At 37.5% G+C, this 25,511-nt stretch carries 22 protein-coding genes; all 22 read left to right on the top strand.

All coding sequences use genetic code 11. The features are described from left to right. Positions 1 to 92 precede the first annotated feature (92 nt). Positions 93 to 2,342 carry an FtsK/SpoIIIE family DNA translocase gene (locus BK137_RS02410; RefSeq protein ID WP_081730079.1) on the top strand — a complete coding sequence of 750 codons (2,250 nt, stop codon included), beginning with the start codon at positions 93 to 95 and terminating at the stop codon, positions 2,340 to 2,342. A gap of 179 nt (positions 2,343 to 2,521) precedes the next feature. Next, the gene (locus BK137_RS02405; RefSeq protein WP_038184268.1) at positions 2,522 to 3,250 is read left to right on the top strand and encodes a GntR family transcriptional regulator; all 729 of its coding nucleotides are present in this window, start codon (positions 2,522 to 2,524) and stop codon (positions 3,248 to 3,250) included. A gap of 48 nt (positions 3,251 to 3,298) precedes the next feature. Then, entirely contained in the window at positions 3,299 to 4,360 is a 1,062-nt protein-coding gene (locus tag BK137_RS02400; protein ID WP_038184271.1) for a BMP family lipoprotein, read from the top strand. 192 nt (positions 4,361 to 4,552) lie between these two features. After that, positions 4,553 to 6,100, top strand: a complete 1,548-nt coding sequence (locus BK137_RS02395; RefSeq protein WP_038184275.1) for an ABC transporter ATP-binding protein — start codon at positions 4,553 to 4,555, stop codon at positions 6,098 to 6,100. Position 6,101: 1 nt separating this feature from the next. Next, positions 6,102 to 7,145: an ABC transporter permease gene (locus BK137_RS02390; protein WP_038184278.1), complete on the top strand. Its 1,044-nt coding sequence runs from the start codon at positions 6,102 to 6,104 to the stop codon at positions 7,143 to 7,145. A gap of 1 nt (position 7,146) precedes the next feature. Further along, the gene (locus BK137_RS02385) at positions 7,147 to 8,106 is read left to right on the top strand and encodes an ABC transporter permease (protein ID WP_038184281.1); all 960 of its coding nucleotides are present in this window, start codon (positions 7,147 to 7,149) and stop codon (positions 8,104 to 8,106) included. Between the two features lie 171 nt (positions 8,107 to 8,277). After that, on the top strand, positions 8,278 to 9,549 hold the full coding sequence (yfmF, locus tag BK137_RS02380) for an EF-P 5-aminopentanol modification-associated protein YfmF (RefSeq protein WP_038184284.1): 1,272 nt from the start codon (positions 8,278 to 8,280) through the stop codon (positions 9,547 to 9,549). Continuing rightward, positions 9,546 to 10,877, top strand: coding sequence for an EF-P 5-aminopentanol modification-associated protein YfmH (gene yfmH, locus BK137_RS02375; RefSeq protein WP_038184285.1), 1,332 nt, complete (start codon positions 9,546 to 9,548; stop codon positions 10,875 to 10,877). Before yfmF ends, yfmH begins: the two co-directional genes overlap by 4 nt. Beyond that, positions 10,877 to 11,605: an elongation factor P 5-aminopentanone reductase gene (gene ymfI / locus BK137_RS02370; protein ID WP_038184288.1), complete on the top strand. Its 729-nt coding sequence runs from the start codon at positions 10,877 to 10,879 to the stop codon at positions 11,603 to 11,605. Before yfmH ends, ymfI begins: the two co-directional genes overlap by 1 nt. Positions 11,606 to 11,649: 44 nt before the next feature. Beyond that, positions 11,650 to 11,907: a DUF3243 domain-containing protein gene (locus BK137_RS02365; RefSeq protein ID WP_038184292.1), complete on the top strand. Its 258-nt coding sequence runs from the start codon at positions 11,650 to 11,652 to the stop codon at positions 11,905 to 11,907. Between the two features lie 115 nt (positions 11,908 to 12,022). Further along, positions 12,023 to 12,823: a DUF3388 domain-containing protein gene (locus BK137_RS02360; protein ID WP_038184458.1), complete on the top strand. Its 801-nt coding sequence runs from the start codon at positions 12,023 to 12,025 to the stop codon at positions 12,821 to 12,823. Positions 12,824 to 12,830: 7 nt separating this feature from the next. Continuing rightward, positions 12,831 to 13,733 carry a helix-turn-helix domain-containing protein gene (locus tag BK137_RS02355; protein WP_051448685.1) on the top strand — a complete coding sequence of 301 codons (903 nt, stop codon included), beginning with the start codon at positions 12,831 to 12,833 and terminating at the stop codon, positions 13,731 to 13,733. A 49-nt stretch (positions 13,734 to 13,782) separates the two neighbouring features. Then, positions 13,783 to 14,361, top strand: coding sequence for a CDP-diacylglycerol--glycerol-3-phosphate 3-phosphatidyltransferase (pgsA, locus tag BK137_RS02350; protein ID WP_038184299.1), 579 nt, complete (start codon positions 13,783 to 13,785; stop codon positions 14,359 to 14,361). A 132-nt stretch (positions 14,362 to 14,493) separates the two neighbouring features. After that, positions 14,494 to 15,750, top strand: a complete 1,257-nt coding sequence (locus BK137_RS02345) for a competence/damage-inducible protein A (protein WP_038184302.1) — start codon at positions 14,494 to 14,496, stop codon at positions 15,748 to 15,750. 175 nt (positions 15,751 to 15,925) lie between these two features. Continuing rightward, on the top strand, positions 15,926 to 16,987 hold the full coding sequence (gene recA / locus BK137_RS02340; protein WP_038184305.1) for a recombinase RecA: 1,062 nt from the start codon (positions 15,926 to 15,928) through the stop codon (positions 16,985 to 16,987). A gap of 212 nt (positions 16,988 to 17,199) precedes the next feature. Then, entirely contained in the window at positions 17,200 to 18,756 is a 1,557-nt protein-coding gene (rny, locus tag BK137_RS02335) for a ribonuclease Y (RefSeq protein WP_038184308.1), read from the top strand. 138 nt (positions 18,757 to 18,894) lie between these two features. Next, positions 18,895 to 19,692, top strand: a complete 798-nt coding sequence (locus BK137_RS02330) for a TIGR00282 family metallophosphoesterase (protein WP_038184310.1) — start codon at positions 18,895 to 18,897, stop codon at positions 19,690 to 19,692. Positions 19,693 to 19,782: 90 nt separating this feature from the next. After that, on the top strand, positions 19,783 to 20,049 hold the full coding sequence (locus BK137_RS02325) for a stage V sporulation protein S (protein WP_038184313.1): 267 nt from the start codon (positions 19,783 to 19,785) through the stop codon (positions 20,047 to 20,049). Between the two features lie 332 nt (positions 20,050 to 20,381). After that, complete coding sequence (locus tag BK137_RS02320; RefSeq protein WP_038184316.1) at positions 20,382 to 22,133, top strand: 2-oxoacid:acceptor oxidoreductase subunit alpha; 1,752 nt, start codon at positions 20,382 to 20,384, stop codon at positions 22,131 to 22,133. Beyond that, on the top strand, positions 22,120 to 22,986 hold the full coding sequence (locus BK137_RS02315) for a 2-oxoacid:ferredoxin oxidoreductase subunit beta (RefSeq protein WP_038184318.1): 867 nt from the start codon (positions 22,120 to 22,122) through the stop codon (positions 22,984 to 22,986). The genes BK137_RS02320 and BK137_RS02315 overlap by 14 nt, the downstream gene beginning before the upstream one ends. Before the next feature lie 459 nt (positions 22,987 to 23,445). After that, positions 23,446 to 24,993: a tRNA (N6-isopentenyl adenosine(37)-C2)-methylthiotransferase MiaB gene (gene miaB, locus BK137_RS02310; RefSeq protein WP_038184321.1), complete on the top strand. Its 1,548-nt coding sequence runs from the start codon at positions 23,446 to 23,448 to the stop codon at positions 24,991 to 24,993. Then, positions 24,993 to 25,427: a YlbF/YmcA family competence regulator gene (locus BK137_RS02305; protein WP_038184323.1), complete on the top strand. Its 435-nt coding sequence runs from the start codon at positions 24,993 to 24,995 to the stop codon at positions 25,425 to 25,427. The genes miaB and BK137_RS02305 overlap by 1 nt, the downstream gene beginning before the upstream one ends. Positions 25,428 to 25,511 lie beyond the last annotated feature (84 nt).

The following is a 25,511-nucleotide window of genomic DNA, read 5'->3' as shown; positions in this document are numbered from 1 at the left end:
TTTTTTCCTTTAAAAGAGAAAGGCAGGTAAGAAAATTGGCTACAAAAAAGAAAAAAGAGACAAAACCTAAAAAGCCAGAACAAAAATTAACGATGCATCCTCTTATGTATGAAATCATTGGTCTCCTATTGGTAGGAATTGCTATCATTACATTCTTTGAATATGGCTTAGTTGGACGATTCTTTCAAACAGCTGCTTTGTTTTTATTTGGTAATTGGTCAATTGCTGTATCATTCATGCTTATTCTTAGTGCCCTTATTTTAATGATTCGTAGAACCATCCCGAATATGAAGAACAGAACAATTCTAGGTTGTGCATTTATACTAGGGAGTCTAACTTTATTTAGTCATATTGCACTGTTTGAGCAATTACTAAATGGAAATGGAATTGGAAGTAATTCGGTGTTGAAAGAAACATGGCGAATACTCATAACGAGCGGTGGTATAGAAGAACGTAGTCAATCACTTGGTGGTGGGATGGTCGGCGCTTTATTATTTGCATGTTTCTTTATTTTATTTGACTCTGCAGGAGCGTCTATTGCTAGTTGGTTAATGCTATTTATCGGGATGATTTTATTAACTGGTAAGGCATTAGTTCCATACTTATTGCAAAAGACGCCTGAATGGCAAACAAAATGGAGAGAACGTCGTACACAAGCGAAAAGAGCGAAGCAAGCCAGAAGAACTCCACAAAGTCAAGAGGCGCCAAAAGCTTCATCACGTCGCGCTCGTAAATCTGTAAAAGATGAAGCGCCGCAACAAGTTGAAGAAAATCTTGAAGCTGCCACAGAAGTAGAGCTTCCTGTCCATAAGGAACCTATTATTTCAGCTTTTACACAACGTATTGTAGAACCTGAAGTAATACCACAGGATATAGAACCAGAAGAAGAAATAGAGATTCAACCAATGGCGGGTGATGAGGTTATTGAAAATGTCAATTACCAATTACCGGCAATGTCTTTATTAAAAGCACCACCACATGTTGATCAAAGTGGAGAATTCACATTGATTCAAGCAAATGCACGAAAGCTTGAACAAACTTTTCAATCGTTTGGTGTGAAAGCAACTGTGACAGAAGTCCATTTAGGGCCAGCTGTTACAGAGTATGAAGTACTGCCAGATAAAGGGGTTAAAGTAAGCAAAATTGTCGGTTTGCAAGACGATTTAGCATTAGCATTAGCAGCTGAAGATATACGTATCGAAGCACCTATTCCGGGTAAATCAGCTGTCGGTATCGAAGTACCAAACAAAGAAGTGGCAATTGTTAGTTTGCGTGAAGTGTTAGAGGCAAAAGAAAATAATCAACCAAATGCCAAACTACTAATTGGTTTAGGTAGAGATATTACAGGTGAAGCGAAGTTGGCCCAGTTAAATAAAATGCCACATTTATTGGTAGCTGGTTCTACAGGTAGCGGTAAGAGTGTTTGTATTAATGGCATCATAGTAAGTATATTAATGCGTGCAAAACCTCATGAAGTGAAACTCATGATGATTGATCCGAAAATGGTTGAGCTAAATGTTTATAATGGCATTCCGCATCTGTTAGCACCAGTTGTTACGGATGCACGTAAAGCTTCTCAAGCTTTGAAAAAAGTTGTATCTGAAATGGAGCGCCGTTATGACCTGTTTTCACATACAGGAACACGTAATATTGAAGGCTACAATGGACATGTTGATGCGTTTAATGCTGAAAATGATGAGAAGCATCCAAAATTACCATTTATTGTCGTTATTGTTGATGAACTAGCGGATTTAATGATGGTTGCCTCAAGTGATGTAGAAGACTCCATTACTAGACTTGCCCAAATGGCACGAGCGGCAGGTATTCATTTAATTATCGCTACCCAAAGACCGAGTGTCGATGTCATTACGGGTGTCATAAAAGCAAATATTCCATCTCGAATTGCTTTTGCAGTATCTTCTTCAATTGATTCTCGTACTATCTTAGACATGGGTGGAGCGGAACGTCTTCTCGGAAGAGGGGATATGCTATTTTTACCAGCTGGACAATCGAAACCTGTTCGAGTCCAAGGGGCTTTTCTGTCAGATAATGAAGTACAGGATGTTGTTGATTTTGTTATTAGTCAACAAAAGGCACAATACCAAGAAGAGATGATACCGACAGAAGAGGATGACTTAAAGAACTTAGATGACACAGATGATTTGTATGAAGAGGCAGTACAATTAGTAATGGATCAAGAAACGGCATCGGTATCATATTTGCAAAGAAAGTTAAAAGTGGGGTATGCTAGAGCGGCTCGTATAATGGATCAGATGGAAGAAAGAGGAGTTGTAGGACCTGCTGAAAAAAGCAAGCCACGTCAAGTCCTTATCGGAAAATAATGATGGAAAAATTTTCTTTATCAAAAAAATACTAAAATAACTACAGATGAAAAAAAAAAAAACTGTTTTAGCACAGTTTTTAAAAAAACCTATTTATTTACCTAAATAATAATGGTATAGTAACGAATTAGTAGGAATGTTTTACGTCAGATGTCTGATCTCTCTAGGTGGTGGTATGTATGACGATTAAAACAGATAGTCGGCATTTGTATCTCCAAGTAATCGATCGTTTGAAAGAAGATATTGAAAAAGGAGTTTTTAAAGAAAAAGAAAAACTTCCATCTGAATTCGAATTATCCAAAAAACTTGGAGTCAGTCGTGCCACTCTACGTGAGGCACTTAGACTGTTGGAAGAAGAAAACATCATTGTTCGCCGACATGGAGTGGGAACATTTGTGAATCCAAAACCTGTGTTTACATCAGGAATTGAACATTTATCAAGTATCTCCTCTATGATCCTAAATGCTGGAATGGAACCCGGAACAAACTATTTAAGTTCATTCGGGTTGCCAGCTTCTGAGGATGATGTAAAACGCTTTCATTGCGAAGAAGATGAAACTATCATATCAATTGAAAGAGTTCGTACTGCGAACGGAGAGCCCGTGGTTTATTGTGTGGACCAAGTACCTTCAAAGTATTTGCCTAATGATTTTTCAAATCGTAAAGATTCTTCAATCTTTTCTGCGATAGAGGAATCTGGTGATATTCATGTCGCGTATGCAATCACATTTATCGATCCGGTTGGTTATCATAACCAAGCATCTCCAATTTTAGAGTGTGAGCCTGAAACAGCTCTCCTCGTCTTAAAACAGCTCCACTACGATGATAACGATCGAGTGGTGTTATATTCAAAAAACTATTTTAGAGCTGATAAATTTAGCTTCCATGTAGTTCGAAAACGTGTGTAAAACTGTATGCATTCCTGCTAACATCAAACACTTTTGGGGGGACTCCAATTGAAAAAACGTAAATTTGGCTTAGCACTTTCAGTAGTATTAGCTGCGGGTACTTTATTAGGTGCTTGTGGATCTAAAGATGACACTTCTAAAGGTGACAAAGAAGACAACTTCTCACTTGCTATGGTTACTGACCTTGGTGGTGTGGATGACAAATCATTCAACCAATCAGCTTGGGAAGGGATCCAAAAATTCGGTAAAGACAATGGTATGAAAAAAGGCGATGGTGGCTATGACTACTTGCAATCTGCGTCTTCTTCTGAGTACAACACGAACTTAACGAATATGAATCGTCGTAACTTTGATCTTATCTTCGGTGTTGGTTACTTAATGGCTGATGCTGTAAAAGAAGTTGCTGACCAAAAACCTGATACAAACTTCTCAATTATTGATGCTACAGTTGATGCTCCAAACGTAGCTTCTATCTTGTTTAAAGAGCAAGAAGGTGCTTTCCTTGCAGGTGTAGCTGCAGCTAGTGCTACAAAATCAAACAAAATCGGTTTTGTAGGTGGTATTGATATTCCTGTAATTAACCGCTTCCATGCTGGATTCGTTGAAGGTGTAAAAGCAGTAAATCCAGATATTAAAGTTGATGTTCAATATACAGGTGCTTTTGATAAAGCAGAACTTGGAAAAACAACTGCTAATCGTATGTTTACTACAGGCGTAGATGTAATTTTCCACGCTGCTGGTGCAACAGGTAATGGTGTATTTACTGAAGCAAAAGAACGTAAAGCTAAAGACCCAAATGCAAATGTATGGGTAATCGGCGTAGATGCTGACCAATATAAAGAAGGTCAAGTTAACGATAAAACTAACGTTACTTTAACTTCTGTTATGAAACGTGTAGATGTTGCGGTACAAGACGTTGCGAAACAAGCTAAAGAAGGTAAATTCCCAGGTGGAGAAACTTTAGTATATGGTTTATCAGACAATGGTATGGCATTAGCAGATTCACACGGTGCTATTTCAGATGAAACTATGAAAAAAATCGATGATTTTGCTAAACAAATCGCTGACGGTACAATTAAAGTTCCAGAAAAAGTAGAAAAAAAGAAATAATTTAATTTAAGTCATCATCATAAAGGCTAGTTAACTATTAGTCTTTATGATGATTTTTATCTGCATAAATTAATAGATAAAAGGTTTTGAATTTTTGAAATTTCAAAATCTTTCCTGTATTAATTTTTTTAACCTATGTTAATTTATTAATAACAACAAATATAATTTACAGTGTCCAAGGGAGTGAACACATTGGAATATGTGATAGAAATGCTGGGTATTCGAAAACAATTCGGATCTTTTGTAGCAAATGATAATATCACCCTTCAGCTGAAAAAAGGCGAAATTCATGCATTGCTTGGAGAAAACGGTGCAGGAAAATCGACTTTAATGAACGTGCTTTTTGGACTTTATCAACCTGAAGCTGGGGAAATTCGTGTAAATGGAAAGAAAGTTAAAATTTCTGATCCGAATGTAGCGAATGATCTAGGTATTGGAATGGTTCATCAACACTTCATGTTAGTTGAAAACTTTACGGTAACAGAAAATATTATTTTAGGTAGTGAACCTACTAAAGGTGGCATTGTTAGTATCAAAGATGCAGCCAAAAAAGTACAGGCTCTATCTGAAAAATATGGATTGAATGTCGATCCATATGCAAAAATCGAGGATATTTCAGTTGGTATGCAACAACGAGTGGAAATTATCAAAACATTGTACCGTGGGGCAGAAAATATCATTTTCGATGAACCAACAGCATCATTAACCCCACAAGAAATATCAGAACTGATTCAAATTATGAAACGTTTAATTGCAGAAGGCAAATCTATAATCTTAATCACTCATAAATTGCAAGAAATTATGGAAGTTTCAGATAGGGTCACTGTTATCCGTAAAGGGCAAGGTATTGGAACTGTAACAACTTCAGAAACATCGCCAGACCAATTAGCCGAGTTAATGGTTGGACGCCAAGTTGAATTTAAAACTAAAAAATCTAAGGCTAATCCAAAAGAAGAAATTTTGAAAATTGAAAACTTAGTAGTAACTGACTACCGAAATATTGAAAAAGTGAAAGGTTTAAATCTTTCGATACGCAGTGGTGAAATTGTCGGTATTGCTGGTATTGATGGTAACGGGCAGACCGAATTAATCGAAGCAATTACTGGGCTTCGTAAAGTGAAATCAGGCATAGTTTCTTTAAACAATCAAAACATTACTAATCTAAAACCGCGTGATATTACTGAATCTGGTGTTGGACATATCCCACAAGATCGTCATAAACACGGTTTAGTATTAGATTTCCCAATCGGACACAATATTGCACTACAAACATACTATCAGTCTCCAATCGCAAAAGCTGGAGTTATAGATTATAGCAAAATCTCTGAACTTGCGCAAAAGATAATGAAAGAATACGATGTTCGTTCAGGTCATGGTGAAGTTACACCAGCTCGAGCGTTATCTGGTGGTAATCAACAAAAAGCTATTATTGGGCGTGAAGTGGATCGAAATCCAGATTTACTAATTGCAGCATTACCAACACGAGGTTTAGATGTCGGTGCAATTGAGTTTATTCACCAACGTTTAATCGAACAACGTGATAAAGGAAAGGCAGTTCTATTAATTTCATTTGAATTAGATGAAGTTATGAATGTCTCTGATAGAATCGCAGTTATATATGACGGCCAAATTATCGATACAGTAAATCCAAATGAAACGACTGAACAAGAGTTAGGTTTATTAATGGCGGGTCAAGATCGAAAATCAAACAACGGACAAGTAAAGGAAGGTGACGAATAACATGTCGAATAAGTTGACTAATATCCTCGTCCCTGTGATCTCAGTAATTTTAGGCTTACTTGTCGGAGCAATTGTGATGCTTGTAAGTGGGTATGATCCTGTACAAGGTTATATTGCTCTTTGGGAAGGTATTTTTGGGGATATGTTTACGATTGGTGGTACTATCCGACAAATCACCCCTTATATATTGGCAGGTTTAGCGGTAGCATTTGCGTTCCGCACGGGTTTATTTAATATCGGTGTTGAAGGTCAATTAATAATGGGTTGGTTAGCAGCTGCTTATGTAGGTTATGCTTTTGAATTGCCAGCTATTATTCACCTTCCGTTAGCTATAATAGCTGCTGCAGTAGCAGGAGCACTTTGGGCATTTATCCCAGGGATATTAAAGGCGAAATTACAAGTGCATGAGGTTATCGTCACAATTATGATGAACTATATTGCGTTACATGTAGCGAACGCAGTGATTCAATCTCTTTCTGATAGTGGAGAAAAAACGCCGATGATTCATGAGTCGGCATCATTACGTTCTACTTTTTTAGATACATTAACAGACTACTCCCGTATGCATTACGGTTTTGTAATCGCTTTAATAATGGTTGTTATTATGTGGTTCATTTTAGAGAAAACGAAACGCGGTTTTGAACTTAAAGCCGTTGGTTTTAACCAAAATGCTTCTGAGTATGCAGGGATGAATGTTAAAAGTAATATCATACTTGCTATGGTTATTTCTGGTTCATTTGCAGGACTTGCAGGTGCAATGGAAGCGCTTGGAACGTTTGGTAATATTACAGTTCAAGCTGGCTTTACTGGTATCGGTTTTGACGGTATCGCAGTCGCTTTACTAGGTGCAAATGCACCATTTGGAGTATTATTAGGTGCAATTTTATTTGGGGCATTGAAATTCGGGTCTTTAAATATGCCGAACGTCGGAATTCCTGTAGAAATCGTTTCAATTATTATTGCATTAGTTATTTTCTTTGTAGCTTCGGGTTATATCATTAGGGTATTCCTTGAACGATTGAGCAAGAAAAAGGAGGCGAAATAACATGAGCTTTTTGGAAGTGTTATATTTCCTAGTGCCTACTGCAATTTTCTATGCAGCGCCTCTTATATTGACTGCTATCGGTGGAGTGTTCTCAGAACGTTCTGGTGTGGTTAATATTGGACTAGAAGGTTTAATGGTTATGGGTGCTTTTGTTGGAATCGTGTTTAACTTAACGTATGTTGATACATTTGGTTCTTGGACACCTTGGATTGCATTATTAGTAGCAGGGCTAGTAGCGGGTATTTTCTCAATACTACATGCAGTAGCTGCCATTTCATTCCGTGCAGATCAAACGGTTTCAGGGGTAGCAATCAATTTACTTGGTCTTGCTATAGCATTATTCTCTGTGAAAATGTTGTATGATAAAGGGCAAACAGATATGATTAAAGTTCGTTTCCCGCGTTTTAATATTCCTTTTTTAGAGGATATTCCATTAATCGGCCCTATGCTTTTTAAGGATGTTTATGGTACTTCAATTCTAGCAATTGCAGTTGCGGTTCTTGCTTGGGTGATTATTTATAAGACACCATTCGGTTTGCGTTTACGTGCTGTTGGGGAGCATCCAACTGCGGCAGATACAATGGGTATAAATGTAACGAAAATGCGTTATATCGCCGTAATCCTTTCAGGTGTATTAGGTGGTATAGGTGGTGCAATTTATTCTCAAACAATCTCTGGTGACTTTGGTCACGGAACAATTAATGGGCAAGGGTTCATGGCTCTTGCGGCAATGATCTTTGGTAAATGGCATCCACTTGGTGCTTTAGGAGCGGCTATTTTCTTCGGATTTGCGCAATCTCTAAGTATAGCAGGAAACTCAATTCCATATATTCAAGACATTCCAGCTGTTTACTTGCATATTTTACCTTATGTGTTAACAATCTTTGCTGTAGCCGGATTTATTGGTAAGGCAAATGCACCTAAAGCAGTTGGTCAACCATATATTAAAGGTAAGCGTTAATTTTTTACTCAAAAGGAAGGACTGGGCATTCGCTCGGTCTTTTTCTTTATGAATAAAGACCCTTTAATATCAAGTCTAAATACTTACTTTGCCTGAAGTTGCTTTTTTATTAAAAAGGCATGTATAGTGAGTGTAATGGTTTGTTATATTAAAGAGATAGGAGGGGTCTACATGTTTCAATCAATTCAAGTAGCAAAAGGTGTCAATATTCATACAAGAACAACTGACCAATTTAAAACTGTCAATTTTTCAGTGAAATTTAAAAGACCTTTAACTGTCGAGGATGCTTCAGAAAGAACAGTATTAACAAACGTACTGCAACATAGCAGTGCAAAATATCCGTCTTCTGCTGCAATGCGTATGTATTTAGATGATTTATACGGTACGGTGTTGTATTTTGATACTACTAAACGTGGCGATGAACATACTGTATTATTAAATGTTGAAACAGTTAATGATCAATATTTAAAAAATGGTGAAGTTTTAGGTAAAGTACTCGATCTTATGCATACGGTATTATTTGAACCGAATTTTGATAACGGTTTATTCCGTGAAAATATTGTTGCTCGTGAAAAAGAAATGGTGATTGAGCGAATTCAATCTGTTTTTGATGATAAATCGCGCTATGCCCAACAGAAATTATTGAGTATTATGCGCCCAAATCACCCTGCATCTATCTCAGCTAACGGCACAATTGAAGAGGTTAAAAAAGTTACGCCAGCGTCACTAGTTAAAACGTACGAAGAGATGTTAGCCGATGATTTAATCGATATCTACGTAGTTGGGGATATCGATGAAAAAACAATAGTTGAAAGCTTAAAAAAAGCATTACCATTTGCTGATCGTACAGTAGACTATGCTACACGTCCAACCGTAGAAAGTAAACCGACTAAATCGTTTGTTAGTGAACAGCAAGATATGAAGCAAGGTAAATTACATATCGGCTATCATACACCTGTCACTTTCACGCACCCCGATTTTCCAAAAATGCAAATTTTTAATGGCATTTTTGGAGGATATCCACATGCAAAATTATTTATGAATGTACGTGAAAAAGAAAGTATGGCTTATTACTGCTCAAGCTCATATTCTGCCCAATATGGCTTAGTATTCGTCATATCAGGAATTGATGCCAACAAAGAGAAAAAGGCGATTTCATTAATCGACGAACAACTTGTTGCGATTCAAAAAGGCGACATTACAGATTTAGAATTAGCGCAAACAAAAGCGATGTTAACAAACCAAATAAAAGAAGCACTTGATTCAGCAAGAGGGCAAATCGAAATATATGATCAATATAAAGAATTGCCAACAGAGTTCTCGGTAGAAAATATGGCCGCGAAATGGCTAGCTGTAACAAAGGAAGATGTAGTTGATATGGCAAAACAAGTAGAAAAAGAAACAGTATATTTCTTAAGGGGTAAGGAGGATGCTGCAGAATGAAAACAATCCAATTCGATCAATTAGAAGAAACACTTTACTACGAGAAGTTAGATAATGGATTAGATGTTTATATTTTGCCTAAAAAAGGCTTCTCTAAAACATTTGTCACTTTTACTACAAAATATGGTTCCATCGATCGCTCATTCATCCCGCTTGGTGAAACTGAAGCTATTACAGTGCCAGACGGTATTGCACATTTTTTAGAGCATAAAATGTTTGAAAAAGAAGATGGCGATGTATTCCAAAAGTTCGGTGAAAAAGGTGCTTCAGCAAATGCTTTCACATCTTTCACACGAACAGCGTATTTATTCTCTGCAACCGATCATTTATATGAGAGTACGAAAACTTTACTTGATTTCGTACAACAACCATACTTCACGGAGCAAACCGTGGAGAAGGAAAAAGGTATTATAGGTCAAGAAATTACGATGTATGATGACCAACCAGACTGGCGTTTATACTTTGGAACGATTGAGAATATGTTCCATGAGCATCCAGTGAAAATTGATATAGCAGGTACTATTGAGTCAATCGATGATATTACAGCGGATCATTTATACACTTGCTATAATACGTTTTATCATCCATCTAATATGCTTCTATTTGTCATCGGTGCTGTTGAACCAGAGAAAATGATGGATTTTATTCGTACTGATCAAGCAGATAAAACATTTGAGGAACCAACACCAATTCAGCGAATTGAAGTGACTGAACCTACAGATGTTGCGGTAAAAAGTAGCACGTTAGAAATGGATGTTTTAAAACCAAAAGTTATTGTTGGTTTAAAAGCAAAAGAAACAAGCCTTTCTGGCAAAGCTATGCTAAAGCATGAGCTATCTATCCAATTAGCGCTTGATGTTTTATTTGGTCGTTCTTCGGACTTTTATACAAATGTATATGAAAAAGGCATGATTGATGAATCATATTCTTATGACTTCTCATTAGAAAAGGGCTTTGGTTTTGCCTTAATTGGTTCGGATACGAATCAAACAGATGAGTTAGTTGAAGCTATTCAAAATGTACTAGAAAATACACAAGAAAAATGGCCTTTTGGTGATGATGAATTAGAGAGAGTAAAACGTCGTAAAATCGGCTTTTATTTAAGAGCATTAAATTCAATTGAATTTATCGCAAATCAATTCACAAGATATGCTTTTAATGATATGAATTTATTTGACGCAGTTCCTGTCATTGAAGAATTGACGATAGCAGACGTGCAACAAGCTTTCGCTTCACTACAAGGAGAATCACAGCAAACAGTATTTAAGATTTTACCTGTAGGAAATAAAGCGAAAACAAGTAATGATAAAGAAGGTCAAGAGAAATAATGAAAAAGTTTTGCTTAGTACTTGGCGCGTCCGGTGCAATTGGACGTGCCATAAGTGAGCAGCTTGCTAAAGATGGCTGGTCTTTATATTTGCAGTATAATCATGGTGAAGAGGTGGCTGTCGAGCTTGAAAGTAATCTGTCAGCTTTCTATCCAAAGCAAGAATTTATGAAGATTCAAGCTGATTTAACAGATCCTCTTGCTGCAGAACGGATTACCCATTCTGTATTTTCACTACAATCAATTGTTGTAGCTAGTGGTCAAGCTTTATACAAGCTAGTAGAGGATACCTCAGTTGATGAAATGGATGCACTCTGGAAAGTCCATGTACAAACACCAATTAGATTGATTAGCCTCCTAGCTTCAAAATTACGCCGAAACGAAATAAGTCATATCATTATGATTGGTTCTGTTTGGGGCGAAGCAGGGGCATCAGGAGAAGCTTTGTACGCTACTGTGAAAGGTGCACTTCATGCTTTTGTGAAATCGTACGCACAAGAAGCAGCGGGAAATGGTATTCTCGTTAATGCAGTAGCGCCAGGCTTAATTAATACTAAAATGAATGGGCATTTGACGGATAAAGAAGAGCAAGAACTAATTGATGAAATTCCATTAGCAAGGGCTGGAGAATCAGCTGAAGTTGGTTATTTAGTATCCTTCTTGTTATCAGGGAATGCCAATTATATTACTGGCCAAATACTTCGAATTAATGGTGGATGGTACATATAAATAACTTTTTTACACATACTAAATGTGAAAAGGAGGGATTCTATATGGATATCATAGAAAACTGGCAGAAGTGGACGAGCTTTTTAGGCCAAAATGTTGCAAAAGCGGAATCTGCGGGAATGTCACAAAAGGTAATTCAAGAAGCCGCAGTTCAAATTGGTGAGTATTTGGCAAATAATGTAGATCCAAAAAATGAACAAGAGAGAGTGCTTTCTGAGCTTTGGTCGGTGGCAACCGATGATGAGAAGCAATCTCTAGCTAATTGTGTTGTAAAATTAGTGCAGAATAGGAAGGTACAATAGGAAAAATGGGGTTATAGCCCCTCTTTTCCTTTTTTTCTTTCCATATGTACAAAAATCGGCTATTATGGAACTTAGAAATGTTTTAAGCGTCGTATAATAGAAGGGATCGTTGTATGTGAGAGAATGGTATTTTGAATATGAAATACAAATCAATCGCCCCGGCTTATTAGGAGATATTGCTTCCTTATTAGGTATGCTTCGTGTGAATATTGTAACAATCAACGGTGTCGATCAAGTTCGAAGAGGGATGCTTTTACGAGCTGAAAAGGACGAACAGATTGAACGATTTGAGAATATCGTTTCGACTATGGAAATGATAAGTGTAACAAAATTCCGCGAGCCAACAACACGTGATCGTCTAGCGATCCGACATGGTCGTTATATACAAAGAGAAGCAGATGAAAAAAAGACGTTTCGCTTTGTACGTGATGAACTAGGTATTTTAGTAGATTTTATGGCAGAACTTTTTAAAAAGGACGGTCATAAACTTATTGGAGTTCGAGGTATGCCTCGTGTCGGAAAGACGGAATCAGTCGTAGCGGCTAGTGTTTGTGCAAATAAGAGATGGTTATTTTTATCATCGACTATGATTAAACAAACTGCACGCAACAAGTTGCTTGGAGACGAATTTAATAGCAATAATATATTCATTCTGGATGGAATTGTCACAAGGAGATCTTCTGATGAAAAACATCAACAACTTGTACGTGAAATGATGAGTATGCCATCTATTAAGGTAGTGGAGCATCCTGATATGTTCGTGCAACATTCTGAATATACAATTGAAGACTTTGATTATATTATCGAATTAAGACATCATCCAGATGAAGAAATTACATACGAAATCATGGAGAAACATAACAGCTTACTTCAAGATTCGAGTGGTTTCGGTGGTTTTGGAGGATTTAATTTTTAACAGGTAGGTGTTACAGTTGACAGAATTAGGAGCTCGTTTAAAAGAAGCGAGATTGTCAAAAGGGTATAGTCTGGATGACTTACAAGAAATTACGAAAATTCAAAAACGCTATCTTTCTGCAATTGAAGAGGGAAATTATAGCATAATGCCTGGAACGTTTTATGTTCGAGCATTTATTAAACAGTATGCAGAAGCGGTTGATTTAAGTGCCGATGAATTACTTGAGACGTATAAATCTGAAGTACCTGCAAACAAAACAGTTGAAAGTACAACGACAGCAACAATTCAACAACCGCAATCGCGTAGAAGCTTGTCTAAAATACCATCAAAAGGTTTTATGGACTTAATGCCGAAACTTGTTGTTGCTTTATTTATCATAATTGCAATCGTAGTAATCTGGGTATTGTTCCAAAATAAAGCCGATAATTCTACACCAGATATTAAAAATGAAGCACCAATAACTGTGGATACAAAAACTCCAACTACAAATAATAAGAATAAAGACAATGAAGTAGCCGGTTCAAAAGACCAAGATAAGAACGATGAAAAAACAACAAAAAAAGAAGAAGAAAAACAAAAACTTTCTAAAGGTACGCTAGTGAACGATAATGAGACAACTAATTATACTTTAACGGGTACAGAAGAGTATAAAATCCGTGTTGAAGTTACTGGCGATACATGGGTTGGTGTACAAGATGAAAATCGTACAGAAATCTCTGATAGAGCAGATGTATACCATGCTAATGATGTAGTTGAAGTTGATGCGAAGGGTAAGCAAAGCGTTCGTATTCGATTAGGTGCAGCTGCAAATGCTAATGTTTTTGTCAATGATGAGAAATTGAAACTTGCGGCTTCTCCAAGCGAGCGAAGTACTCAAAATATCGTCATTAATTTTTCAGAGAAAGAATAGTCATCTAGAGAAAGATGGCTATTTTCTTTGAAAGAAGGGTGAGGAAATCGTGAATATACCAAATAGAATTACAGTTTCAAGAGTTTTGCTAATCCCGGTATTCGTGCTTTTAATGTTAGTGGATTTTGGATGGGGGCAAATGACGGTGCTTGGGGCACAATTGCCTATTGAGCACTTTGTTGGTGCGATGATTTTCATCATAGCTTCTATCACAGATTGGGTAGATGGCTACTACGCACGTAAATATAATTTAGTAACGAATATGGGTAAATTTTTGGACCCATTAGCGGATAAATTGTTAGTTTCTGCTGCATTTATCCTGCTTGTTGAATTAGGAACTGCACCGGCATGGGTTGTTATTATCATTATCAGCCGTGAATTTGCTGTAACTGGCTTACGACTAATTTTAGCTGGTGGTGGAGAGGTAGTTGCTGCAAACCAATTAGGTAAAATCAAGACATGGGCACAAATTGTGGCAATTGCAGCGCTATTGCTAGATAATATTTTCTTTACTATGTTCGGCATTCCTTTTGCTGACATTGCATTATATGTTGCTCTATTCTTTACTGTTTGGTCTGGAGCAGATTATTTCTACTTGAATCGACGTGTATTATTAGATTCAAAATAAAGGTAAAATGAATTATAGTAGGCGAGGATGTAAGTGTGGAGAATTTTCTCCTACATTATATACCTCGCCTTTTGTAACTTTTCGCTTTTGCGAACTATACATAATATGAAATAACGGAAGGGATTGTTAGAGATGAATGCTGAAATCATTGCAGTAGGGTCAGAGCTTTTGCTTGGTCAAATTACGAATACAAATGCGCGTTTTATTTCAGGTCAATTATCTGAATTAGGTATTAATGTGTATTATCACACTGTAGTTGGAGATAATGTAGATCGTTTAATAAAGGCGATTGAAGTAGCTGAGACACGTGCAGATCTCATTATTTTCTCTGGTGGCTTAGGGCCAACAAAAGATGATTTAACAAAGGAAACAATCGCACAACACCTAGGAACTGTACTGGAAATAGATAATTTTGCTATGCAATCGATTGAAGAATTCTTCATGCTTCAAAATCGTATTATGACAGATAATAATCGTAAACAGGCGCTCGTATTAAAAGATTGTGAAGTACTAATAAATCGTCATGGTATGGCGCCTGGCATGTTGTTAGAAAAAAATAACCGTATATATATGTTGTTACCAGGACCACCGAAAGAGTTGGAGCCTATGTTTCAATTTGAAGCAAAGCCAAAATTAGCGGCAAGAGTAAATGATGGAGCACAGATTATGTCGCACGTACTACGCTTCTACGGTATCGGTGAGGCAGAGTTAGAGGTAAAGGTACAAGACTTACTAGACAACCAAACAAACCCTACTATCGCGCCTCTAGCATCAGATGGAGAAGTAACTCTACGTATTACAGCTAAAGCTTATAGTCTTGATCAAGCTGAACAGTTAATAGCTGGAACAAAAGATGAAATAATTCGCAGAGTTGGGCAGTTTATGTACGGTGTGAATGATGATTCTCTGTCTTCTAAAACGGCTGAAATTCTTATTGAAAACGATCTAACTATCGCTGCAGCAGAAAGTTTAACTGCTGGGCTATTTCAATCTGAGTTAGCAGAAAATCCAGGTATAAGCCAATCGTTAATTGGTGGAGTTGTTACTTATACAGAACAAGCAAAACGTGAGCAACTAGGAATTCCAGCTGACTTATTAGAAAATTATGGAGTTGTAAGCTCCCAATGTGCGGTGGCTATGGCTAGCAAAGTAAAAGAAAAGTTCGGTACAGATATAGGGATTGGTTTAACAGGGGCAGCAGGTCCTGAAGGGCATGATAATCAACCAGCCGGCACTGTGTGGATAGCTGTAGTTATCGGTGATAATGAACCTCGAACGTATCAATTACATTTAACTGGGCAACGCAATACAAATCGTTTACGTGCAGTGAAGCGTACTTTTGCTTTTATTATTCAATTATTGACCGAACAAGGTTATCGTAAAATATAAATTTGTCCATTCAAAGTGGTTTATAATCAGCTTTTGAGCAATAAATGGTGTTTATATTTCGATTTTGATTAAATTTTTCCGAATAAATGTTCGCTTTTTTCTTGTGTATTTCTCAAAAAAGAAGTATAGTAGATACAGATATAAAAGAGATAATGTTTTCGAAGGAGGAACAAGATTGAGCGATCGTAAAGCAGCATTAGACATGGCCCTTAAACAAATTGAAAAGCAATTTGGTAAAGGTTCAGTTATGAAATTAGGCGAAAAAACAGACATCGAAATTATGACTTCTTCAAGTGGCTCTTTAGCACTTGATACAGTACTTGGAGTAGGTGGATATCCACGAGGTCGCGTTATTGAAATATATGGACCAGAGAGTTCTGGTAAAACAACTGTAGCACTTCATGCGATTGCAGAAGTACAAGCTAACGGTGGCACAGCAGCGTTTATTGATGCGGAACATGCACTTGATCCTGTCTATGCACAAAAACTAGGCGTTAATATTGATGAATTATTACTATCACAGCCAGATACAGGGGAGCAAGCGTTAGAAATCGCTGAAGCTCTTGTACGTAGCGGCGCAATCGATATCATTATCATCGATTCTGTAGCAGCCCTTGTACCAAAAGCCGAAATCGAAGGTGACATGGGTGATTCGCATGTTGGTCTACAAGCACGTTTAATGTCTCAAGCATTACGTAAATTATCAGGGATTATTAACAAGTCAAATACAATTGCTATTTTCATTAACCAAATTCGTGAGAAGATTGGTGTTATGTTCGGTAACCCAGAAACAACACCAGGTGGACGCGCTTTAAAATTCTACAGTTCTGTACGTTTAGAAGTACGTCGCGCAGAAACAATCAAACAAGGTAATGATATGGTAGGTAACAGAACTAAAATTAAAGTCGTTAAAAACAAAGTGGCACCGCCATTCAAAACAGCTGAAGTAGATATTATGTATGGTGAAGGGATTTCTAAAGAAGGCGAAATCATCGATATCGGTGTAGAAAAAGAAATCGTGCAAAAAAGTGGTTCTTGGTATGCTTATGAAGAAGAGCGTTTAGGCCAAGGTCGCGAAAATGCAAAACAATTCTTAAAAGAAAACCCTGAAATCAGCAATGAAATTGCACATAAAATCCGCGTAGCTTCTGGGATTGCAACTGATTCATATACAGTTGAAAATGAAGAAGACGAAGCAATGGATGCAGAACTATCATCATTATTAAATGAAGAGTAAGATTTTCTGAGGGTCTTTCAATGTCAATTGAAGGGCCCTTTTGACTATAACTATAACTGTGAATCCTTGACATTGTTTTTTTTCAACTATACAATTAAACTTGTATAATTTCTAAAATTGAAATGAAATAGGCAGTATATTGAGAGCTCATAGAAATACTTAATGTATAGCCGACTAAAAATGAAAACAATACAGCAAGAGGAGGTGTTCGAATGACTGGAAACATCATCTCCGCTTTGCTTGGACTCATCGTCGGTGCCGCTGTTATCTATTACGTCAATAAAAGAGTGAATGATTCAAAAGTGACAGGTGCAAAGAGTTCCGCAGAGCTCATCATAGATGAAGGTAAAAGAGAAGCGGAAGCTCTAAAGAAAGAAGCACTTCTAGAAGCAAAAGATGAAACTCACACACTTCGAACTGAAGCAGAAAACGACATCCGTGAACGCCGGTCTGAGCTTCAGAAACAAGAAAACCGGTTATTGCAAAGAGAAGAAAATCTTGATCGCAAGGATGAAGCTCTGAATAAGAGGGAAGCAGGTTTAGAGCGCAAAGAAGACGCTCTTAACGACAGACAACAGCATATTGAACAGATGGAAAGCAAAGTGGAAGATCTCGTAGCTAAACAGCAATCTGAAATCGAACGTATCTCAGCATTAACTCGTGAAGAAGCAAAAGTCATTATTCTAAAACAAGTAGAAAACGAGTTATCAACTGATATAGCAGTTATGACGAAAGAATCTGAAATGCGAGCGAAAGAAGAATCTGACAAAAAAGCACGAGAAATTTTATCACTAGCCCTTCAGCGCTTTGCAGCTGATCACGTTGCAGAAACGACTGTCTCCGTCGTCACTTTACCAAATGACGAGATGAAAGGTCGTATTATTGGACGTGAAGGCCGAAACATTCGAACACTTGAAACGCTAACAGGTATCGATTTAATTATTGATGACACACCTGAAGCCGTTATTTTATCAGGATTCGATCCAATCCGTAGAGAAACAGCACGTCTAGCACTTGAAAAATTAGTACAAGACGGCCGTATTCATCCAGCTCGTATAGAAGAGATGGTTGAGAAATCTCGCCGTGAAGTGGACGAGCAAATTCGTGAAACAGGTGAACAAACAACATTCGAAGTGGGTATCCACAATTTACATCCGGATTTAATGAAAATTTTAGGCCGTATGAAATATCGTACAAGCTATGGTCAAAACGTCCTGAAACACTCTGTAGAGGTAGCTCACTTAGCGGGCTTACTAGCAGCTGAATTAGGCGAAGATGTACTTTTAGCAAAACGTGCAGGGTTACTGCATGATATTGGTAAAGCAATTGATCATGAAGTAGAAGGAAGTCACGTAGAAATAGGCGTAGAATTGGCCACAAAATACAAAGAGCATCCTGTTGTTATTAATAGTATTGCTTCTCACCATGGTGATACTGAACCAACTTCAGTAATTGCTGTATTAGTGGCTGCTGCTGATGCTTTATCTGCAGCGCGCCCAGGTGCACGAAGTGAAACACTTGAAAACTATATTCGTCGACTAGAAAAACTAGAAGAAATCTCTGAATCATATGAAGGCGTTGAGAAATCATTCGCTATTCAAGCAGGTCGTGAAATACGTATAATCGTACGTCCTGATCAAATTGATGATTTAGCTTCACATCGTTTAGCACGTGATATTCGCAAACGTATTGAGGATGAACTGGATTATCCAGGGCATATTAAAGTGACAGTTATTCGTGAAACACGCGCAGTCGAATATGCGAAATAGTTAATTTCAGAATAAGAAATAAGTTTATGCCAAATGTAAAGTAAGAAAACTGAATTGAAAAATTCAAATATTTTATAAAGAAGGCTTCTTAGAACCTCGGTCGAGAAGCCTTTTTTGTTGGAAAAGAGTGAATCAATAATGAAAGTACTATTTATCGGAGACATTGTCGGCTCAATTGGCCGTACAGCTGTTGAAACATATTTACCAAGATTAAAGAGAAAATATGCACCAGATGTTGTCATTGCGAACGGGGAGAACGCCGCTGCTGGACGTGGGATTACAAGAGCCATTTATCAAGAGTTATTAATGACGGGCGTAGATGTCATTACAATGGGTAACCACACATGGGATCAAAAAGAAATTTTCGATTTCATTGATGATGCAGAATTTTTAATCAGACCTGCAAACTTCTCAGACGAAGCGCCCGGCAAAGGGATGACGACTATTTCAAAAAATGGTCATACTTTATCTGTAATCAATTTACATGGACGTACTTTCTTACCACCACATGGCGATCCATTTGCTAAAGCAGACGAATTAATAGAAGAAGCAAAAAAAGTTTCTCCACTTATTTTCGTAGATTTCCATGCTGAAACGACGAGTGAAAAAATTGCAATGGGTTGGTATTTAGATGGCCGAGTATCAACTCTTGTAGGGACGCATACACATGTACAAACAGCGGATGCACGCATTTACCCTGGTGGTACAGCGTATATTACTGACGTTGGAATGACTGGACCTTATGATGAAGTTCTTGGAATGAATAAAGAAAGTGTAATCTACCGATTTAAAACAAATATGCCAACACGTTTTGAAGTACCAAAACAAGGCCGAGAAGTACTAAGTGGCTTCTTTGTTGATCTTGATGATAAAACGGGCTTAGCGAAATCATTTGAGCGCATATATATTAATGCAGATTATCCTTTCAAAGCATAATTGTAAGTCTATTCCCAAAACTCGCTGCATACAATAATCCATGGACAAGAGAGATGTCCCACATTTTTTCAAATTAAGGGAGGAATTGTTGTGGATTCATTGAAAGTATCTTCTCGCTCAAACCCGAACTCAGTAGCTGGCGCATTAGTAGCAGTCATTAGAGAGCAAGGCTATGCAGAGATGCAAGCAGTTGGAGCAGGTGCACTAAATCAAGCTGTTAAAGCAGTTGCAATTGCAAGAGGATTTGTTGCACCAAGTGGAACGGACTTGACTTGTTCGCCTGCATTTACGGATATTTTAATTGCAGGTGAAGATCGAACGGCTATGAAGCTTTTAGTAGAAAAGCGTACGAGATAAATAAAAAACTAAAATACCGGGAAACCGGTATTTTTTTATGGGGAAAATAATGAGCGTTTGTATTTTGCTTATTTGAAATGGAATTTTAAGGTGACCACTAATACATGTTGTGAAATGAAGTGAGCACACCAAGCTTTTTTACTATACATAAAAAAATATGTTAACATAGTGAGTATTGTCAGTGATTATTATTACAACTTATTGAACGAGCTTTTCCGTCAAAGGTCTGAATTTCAAAGAAATCGCTTATAAACAATAGTTTACATCGGGTCTTCGTGATAAACTGATGAAGGATAAAAAGCTAAAAACCTGTAATTAAGGAGATGTTATAAATGTTACATCAGCTTTCATGGAAAGTCGGTGGGCAACAAGGGGAAGGTATTGAGAGTACGGGGGAAATTTTCTCTACGGCTATGAACCGTCTTGGATACCATTTATATGGATACCGTCACTTCTCTTCCCGTATTAAAGGTGGCCATACGAACAATAAAATTAACGTACGCACATCTGTCGTACACACGATTCCAGATGATTTAGATATATTGGTTGCATTTGACCAAGAAACAATCGATGTCAATTATAAAGAATTAACATCAGAAGGTGTTATTTTAGCAGACGCTAAATTTAAACCAGTAAAACCAGAAGATTGTCCTGCAACACTTTATATTGTACCATTCACTGAAGTAGCCGCTGAATTAGGGACTACTTTAATGAAAAACATGGTGGCGATCGGTGCAACTGCTGCATTATTAAATCTAGAAGATGAAGTTTTCCAAAGTGTCGTTGATGAAATCTTCGGTCGTAAAGGTGAAACAGTTGTCCAAAAAAATATGACAGCCATCGCACAAGGACACGAACTAATGAACGGTATGCTTGGTGATAATATTGGTAAATTCGAATTAGAACCAGCTGATGGTAAACACCGTCTATTTATGATCGGTAATGAAGCTATTGCACTAGGTGCATTAGCTGCAGGCTCTCGTATTATGGCAGCATATCCGATCACTCCAGCTTCAGAAATAATGGAATATTTAATCAAAAAATTGCCTAAATTCGGTGGTACTGTTATCCAAACAGAAGATGAGATCGCGGCTGCAACAATGGCAATCGGCGCAAATTATGGTGGCGTTCGTTCATTTACAGCATCTGCAGGTCCAGGCTTATCATTAATGATGGAAGCAATTGGCCTTTCTGGTATGACAGAACAACCACTTGTTATAGTAGATACACAACGAGGTGGCCCATCAACAGGCCTACCAACAAAACAAGAACAATCTGATTTAATGGCAATGCTATACGGAACACATGGTGAAATTCCGAAAGTTGTTATCGCACCAAGTACTGGTGAAGAGGCATTCTACGATACAATTCAAGCGTTTAACATTGCGGAAGAATTACAAATACCGGTTATATTATTATCTGATCTTCAATTATCACTTGGTAAACAAACTGTTGAACCATTTGATTACTCTAAAATCGAAATTCGTCGAGGTAAGCTAGAACTTGGTGAATTACCTGAAGCAGAGGATAAAGCATATTTTAAACGCTATGAAGTAACAGAAGATGGCGTGTCAACTCGTGTCGTGCCTGGTCAAAAACACGGTATTCACCACGTTACAGGTGTTGAACATGATGAGACAGGTAAACCATCTGAAGCAGCAGGCAACCGTAAAGCGCAAATGGATAAACGTTTCCGTAAATTAAATCACGTAAACTTTAATATGCCTGTATTTAAAAACACACCACACGAGGAAGCGGATGTACTATTAGTTGGCTTTAACTCGACTAAAGGTGCAATAGAAGAAATTCAACCGATGTTAAACGAAGAAGGCATCAAAACAAACCACGCACATATTCGACTAATTCACCCATTCCCAGCAGAGGAAATGAAAGAATTGATCGACAATGCGAAAAAAGTAATTGTCGTTGAGAATAATGCCACTGGTCAATTAGCTAATGTAATGAAAATGAATATTGGCGCACACGATAAAATTATTAGCTTAGTGAAATATGATGGCACACCATTCTTGCCAAAAGAATTGTTAGGCCGCGTGAAGGAGTTGCTAACAGATGGTAACATTTAAGGACTTTCGAAATAATGTTAAACCTAACTGGTGTCCTGGGTGTGGTGACTTTTCAGTGCAAGCTGCAATCCAACGTGCTGCAGCAAACCTAGAAATCCAACCGCATGAACTAGCAGTTGTTTCAGGAATTGGCTGTTCAGGTCGTATCTCAGGATACATTAATTCATATGGTTTACACGGTATTCACGGACGTGCATTACCAATTGCACAAGGGTTGAAAATGGCTAACCGTGATTTAAAAGTAATCGCTTCTGGCGGTGACGGTGACGGTTTCGCAATCGGTATGGGTCATACAATTCACTCAATCCGTCGTAACGTTGATATCACGTACATCGTCATGGATAATCAAATCTATGGTTTAACTAAAGGACAAACATCACCACGCTCAGCTGCTGGTTTTGTCACAAAATCAACACCAGGTGGCGCAATCGAACCGTCATTAAAACCATTAGAAGTAGCATTATCTGCTGGCGCAACATTCGTAGCACAAAGTTTTTCGACAGATTTAAAAGAGCTAACTGCAATCATTGAAGCAGGTATGAATCACAACGGCTTCGCATTTATTAATGTATTCAGCCCTTGTGTAACGTATAATAAAATCAACACTTATGACTGGTTCAAAGAAAACATTACAAAACTATCGAGCATTGAAGGCTACGATTCAACAAACCGTGCCCAAGCTATGGCGACTGTAATGGAGCATGAAGGTCTAGTAACAGGTATCATTTATCAAGACGAGGAAACACCTTCGTATCAAAACTTAGTAAATGGATATAGTGAAGAACCCCTTAACCAGCAGGATATGATGATTGAAGAAAAAGATCTTCAAGAGCTAATGAAGGAATTTATGTAATAAATAATGTAGAGACTAATTCTCGAGTCGTTTAACTGACTAGAGAATTAGTTTTTTTATTGTTGAAAAAGAGAGTGAGTAGCGCTAAAGAGGTTGTGAGTAGCGCTAAAGAGATAGTAAGTAGCGCTAAAGAGGTTGTGAGTAGCGCCAAAGAGAGTGAGTAGCGCCAAAGAGAGTGAGTAGCGCCAAAGAGATAGTAAGTAGCGCTAAAGAGGTTGTGAGTAGCGCTAAAGAGAGAGTGAGTAACGCCAATGAAGGCATGAGTAGCGCTATAGAGCACAAACAGCACCAAAGTAAGTCCAAGTAGACTCCACATAGCACACGGCCTCGCCCCACAAAACAAGCTATATGTCGAAACACCGACAATTAACGTTCTTTTCTTGTAGGAACCATACTCCATTAAGTATAATAAGAAAATGGGTATTCGAGTGTGCGAATACGAGCGGAAGGAGTTTACTGATGAACGAAGAACAACGACTTGCTAGTCAACAAGTGAAACATCCAGATCCATCGGACAAAAAATCCGAGAAGGACTATAGTAAATATTTTCAATCTGTATATACAGCGCCATCTCTAAAAGATGCAAAGAAACGTGGTAAGGAAGAAGTTCAATACCATAAAGACTTCGCGATTGACGAAAAATACATGGGTATGGGACATGGTCGTAAATTCTACATTCGTACGTACGGTTGCCAAATGAATGAACACGATACAGAAGTAATGGCTGGTATTTTCCTACAACTTGGTTATGAAGCAACAAATAACGTTGATGATGCGAATGTCATCTTAATGAATACTTGTGCCATTCGCGAAAATGCTGAGAACAAAGTATTTGGTGAACTTGGTCACTTTAAACCGTTAAAGCAAAAAAATCCTGATTTATTAATTGGTGTATGTGGCTGTATGTCGCAAGAAGAGGCAGTAGTTAAGAAAATCTTGAAAACATATGACCAAGTTGATATGATTTTTGGGACGCATAATATTCATCGTTTACCAGACATTTTAAACGAAGCTTATATGTCGAAAGAAATGGTTATCGAAGTGTGGTCTAAAGAAGGGGACGTTATTGAAAACCTTCCGAAAGTTCGCAAAGGGAATACAAAGGCTTGGGTTAATATCATGTACGGCTGTGATAAATTCTGTACATATTGTATCGTACCTTATACACGCGGAAAAGAACGTAGTCGACGACCAGATGATATTATTCAAGAAGTACGCCAACTAGCTGCACAAGGCTATAAAGAAGTGACATTACTTGGTCAAAACGTAAACGCTTACGGAAAAGACTTTGAGGATCTAAAGTATGGTCTTGGCGATTTAATGAATGAATTACGTACAATTGATATTCCTCGTATTCGTTTTACAACAAGTCACCCACGTGATTTTGATGATTATTTAATCGAAGTATTAGCGAAAAAAGGAAACTTAGTTGAGCACATTCATTTACCAGTGCAATCAGGTTCAAGTGATATGTTGAAGATTATGGCTCGTAAATATACGCGCGAAAGCTATCTAGAACTTGTGCGCAAAATTAGAAAAGCAATTCCAGATGTGGCGTTAACAACTGATATTATCGTCGGATTTCCAAATGAAACAGACGAGCAATTTGAAGAAACGCTATCTTTATATAAAGAAGTTGGCTTCGAAATGGCATTCACCTACATTTATTCACCACGTGAAGGTACGCCTGCAGCGAAAATGCAGGATAATGTACCAATGGAAGTGAAAAAAGAACGTCTACAACGTTTAAATGACGTAGTGAACCAACTATGTGGAGAAGCAATTAAACAATATGACGGTCAAATCGTTGAAGTGTTAGTAGAAGGGGAAAGTAAACGTAACCCGAATGTATTAGCAGGTTATACAAGAAAAAATAAACTCGTAAACTTTGTAGCTCCTAAAGAAGTAATTGGTCAAATTGTTAAAGTACAAGTTACTGAAGCAAAAACTTGGTCATTACAAGGGGATTTTATCGAAGTTGTAACGGACCAAAAGGTGGAATTATAATGGCAGAAATATATACTAAAGATCAAATCATCGCAAAAGCAATGGAAATTGCCCATATGGTAGCTAACACGGAAGAAGTAGATTTCTTCAAACGTGCAGAAGCACAAATTAATGAAAACCAAATGGTACGTGAAAAAATCGCTAGTCTAAAAAGTTTACAAAAACAAGCAGTAAACTTCCAACATTATGGTAAAGAAAAAGCACTTCGTTTAATTGAAGATAAAATTGCGAAAATTGAAGAAGAAATTAATTCTTTACCAATCGTTGAAGAATTTAAACAATCTCAGGGCGATGTAAATGATCTATTGCAATTAGTATCAAACACAATTGCGAATAGTGTGACAGATGAAATTGTTGAATCAACTGGTGGCGACGTGTTACGTGGTGAAACAGGGTCAAAAGTACAAAATTCAAAACCAGGTAGCTGTTCTTAATATAATAATCGAAAACCCTTATAAAAAATAACGATTTTTATAAGGGTTTTCTTTATTTTGGAATAGAAGATTCATAGCATAAAA

The sequence above is a fragment of the Viridibacillus arenosi genome (genome assembly GCF_001955655.1).
Classification (GTDB): domain Bacteria; phylum Bacillota; class Bacilli; order Bacillales_A; family Planococcaceae; genus Viridibacillus; species Viridibacillus arenosi.
This window is presented reverse-complemented; position numbering and strand designations above follow the sequence as displayed.

What these genes read in the sequence shown, in the direction of transcription:
- BK137_RS02410 (WP_081730079.1), top strand. Translation starts at nt 93, where the DNA reads ATGCATCCTCTTATGTATGAAATCATTGGTCTCCTATTGGTAGGAATT.
- miaB (WP_038184321.1), top strand. Translation starts at nt 23,446, where the DNA reads ATGAACGAAGAACAACGACTTGCTAGTCAACAAGTGAAACATCCAGAT.
- ymfI (WP_038184288.1), top strand. Translation starts at nt 10,877, where the DNA reads ATGAAAAAGTTTTGCTTAGTACTTGGCGCGTCCGGTGCAATTGGACGT.
- BK137_RS02330 (WP_038184310.1), top strand. Translation starts at nt 18,895, where the DNA reads ATGAAAGTACTATTTATCGGAGACATTGTCGGCTCAATTGGCCGTACA.
- BK137_RS02405 (WP_038184268.1), top strand. Translation starts at nt 2,522, where the DNA reads ATGACGATTAAAACAGATAGTCGGCATTTGTATCTCCAAGTAATCGAT.
- rny (WP_038184308.1), top strand. Translation starts at nt 17,200, where the DNA reads ATGACTGGAAACATCATCTCCGCTTTGCTTGGACTCATCGTCGGTGCC.
- BK137_RS02390 (WP_038184278.1), top strand. Translation starts at nt 6,102, where the DNA reads ATGTCGAATAAGTTGACTAATATCCTCGTCCCTGTGATCTCAGTAATT.
- BK137_RS02320 (WP_038184316.1), top strand. Translation starts at nt 20,382, where the DNA reads ATGTTACATCAGCTTTCATGGAAAGTCGGTGGGCAACAAGGGGAAGGT.
- BK137_RS02305 (WP_038184323.1), top strand. Translation starts at nt 24,993, where the DNA reads ATGGCAGAAATATATACTAAAGATCAAATCATCGCAAAAGCAATGGAA.
- BK137_RS02365 (WP_038184292.1), top strand. Translation starts at nt 11,650, where the DNA reads ATGGATATCATAGAAAACTGGCAGAAGTGGACGAGCTTTTTAGGCCAA.
- BK137_RS02385 (WP_038184281.1), top strand. Translation starts at nt 7,147, where the DNA reads ATGAGCTTTTTGGAAGTGTTATATTTCCTAGTGCCTACTGCAATTTTC.
- BK137_RS02345 (WP_038184302.1), top strand. Translation starts at nt 14,494, where the DNA reads ATGAATGCTGAAATCATTGCAGTAGGGTCAGAGCTTTTGCTTGGTCAA.
- yfmH (WP_038184285.1), top strand. Translation starts at nt 9,546, where the DNA reads ATGAAAACAATCCAATTCGATCAATTAGAAGAAACACTTTACTACGAG.
- BK137_RS02315 (WP_038184318.1), top strand. Translation starts at nt 22,120, where the DNA reads ATGGTAACATTTAAGGACTTTCGAAATAATGTTAAACCTAACTGGTGT.
- yfmF (WP_038184284.1), top strand. Translation starts at nt 8,278, where the DNA reads ATGTTTCAATCAATTCAAGTAGCAAAAGGTGTCAATATTCATACAAGA.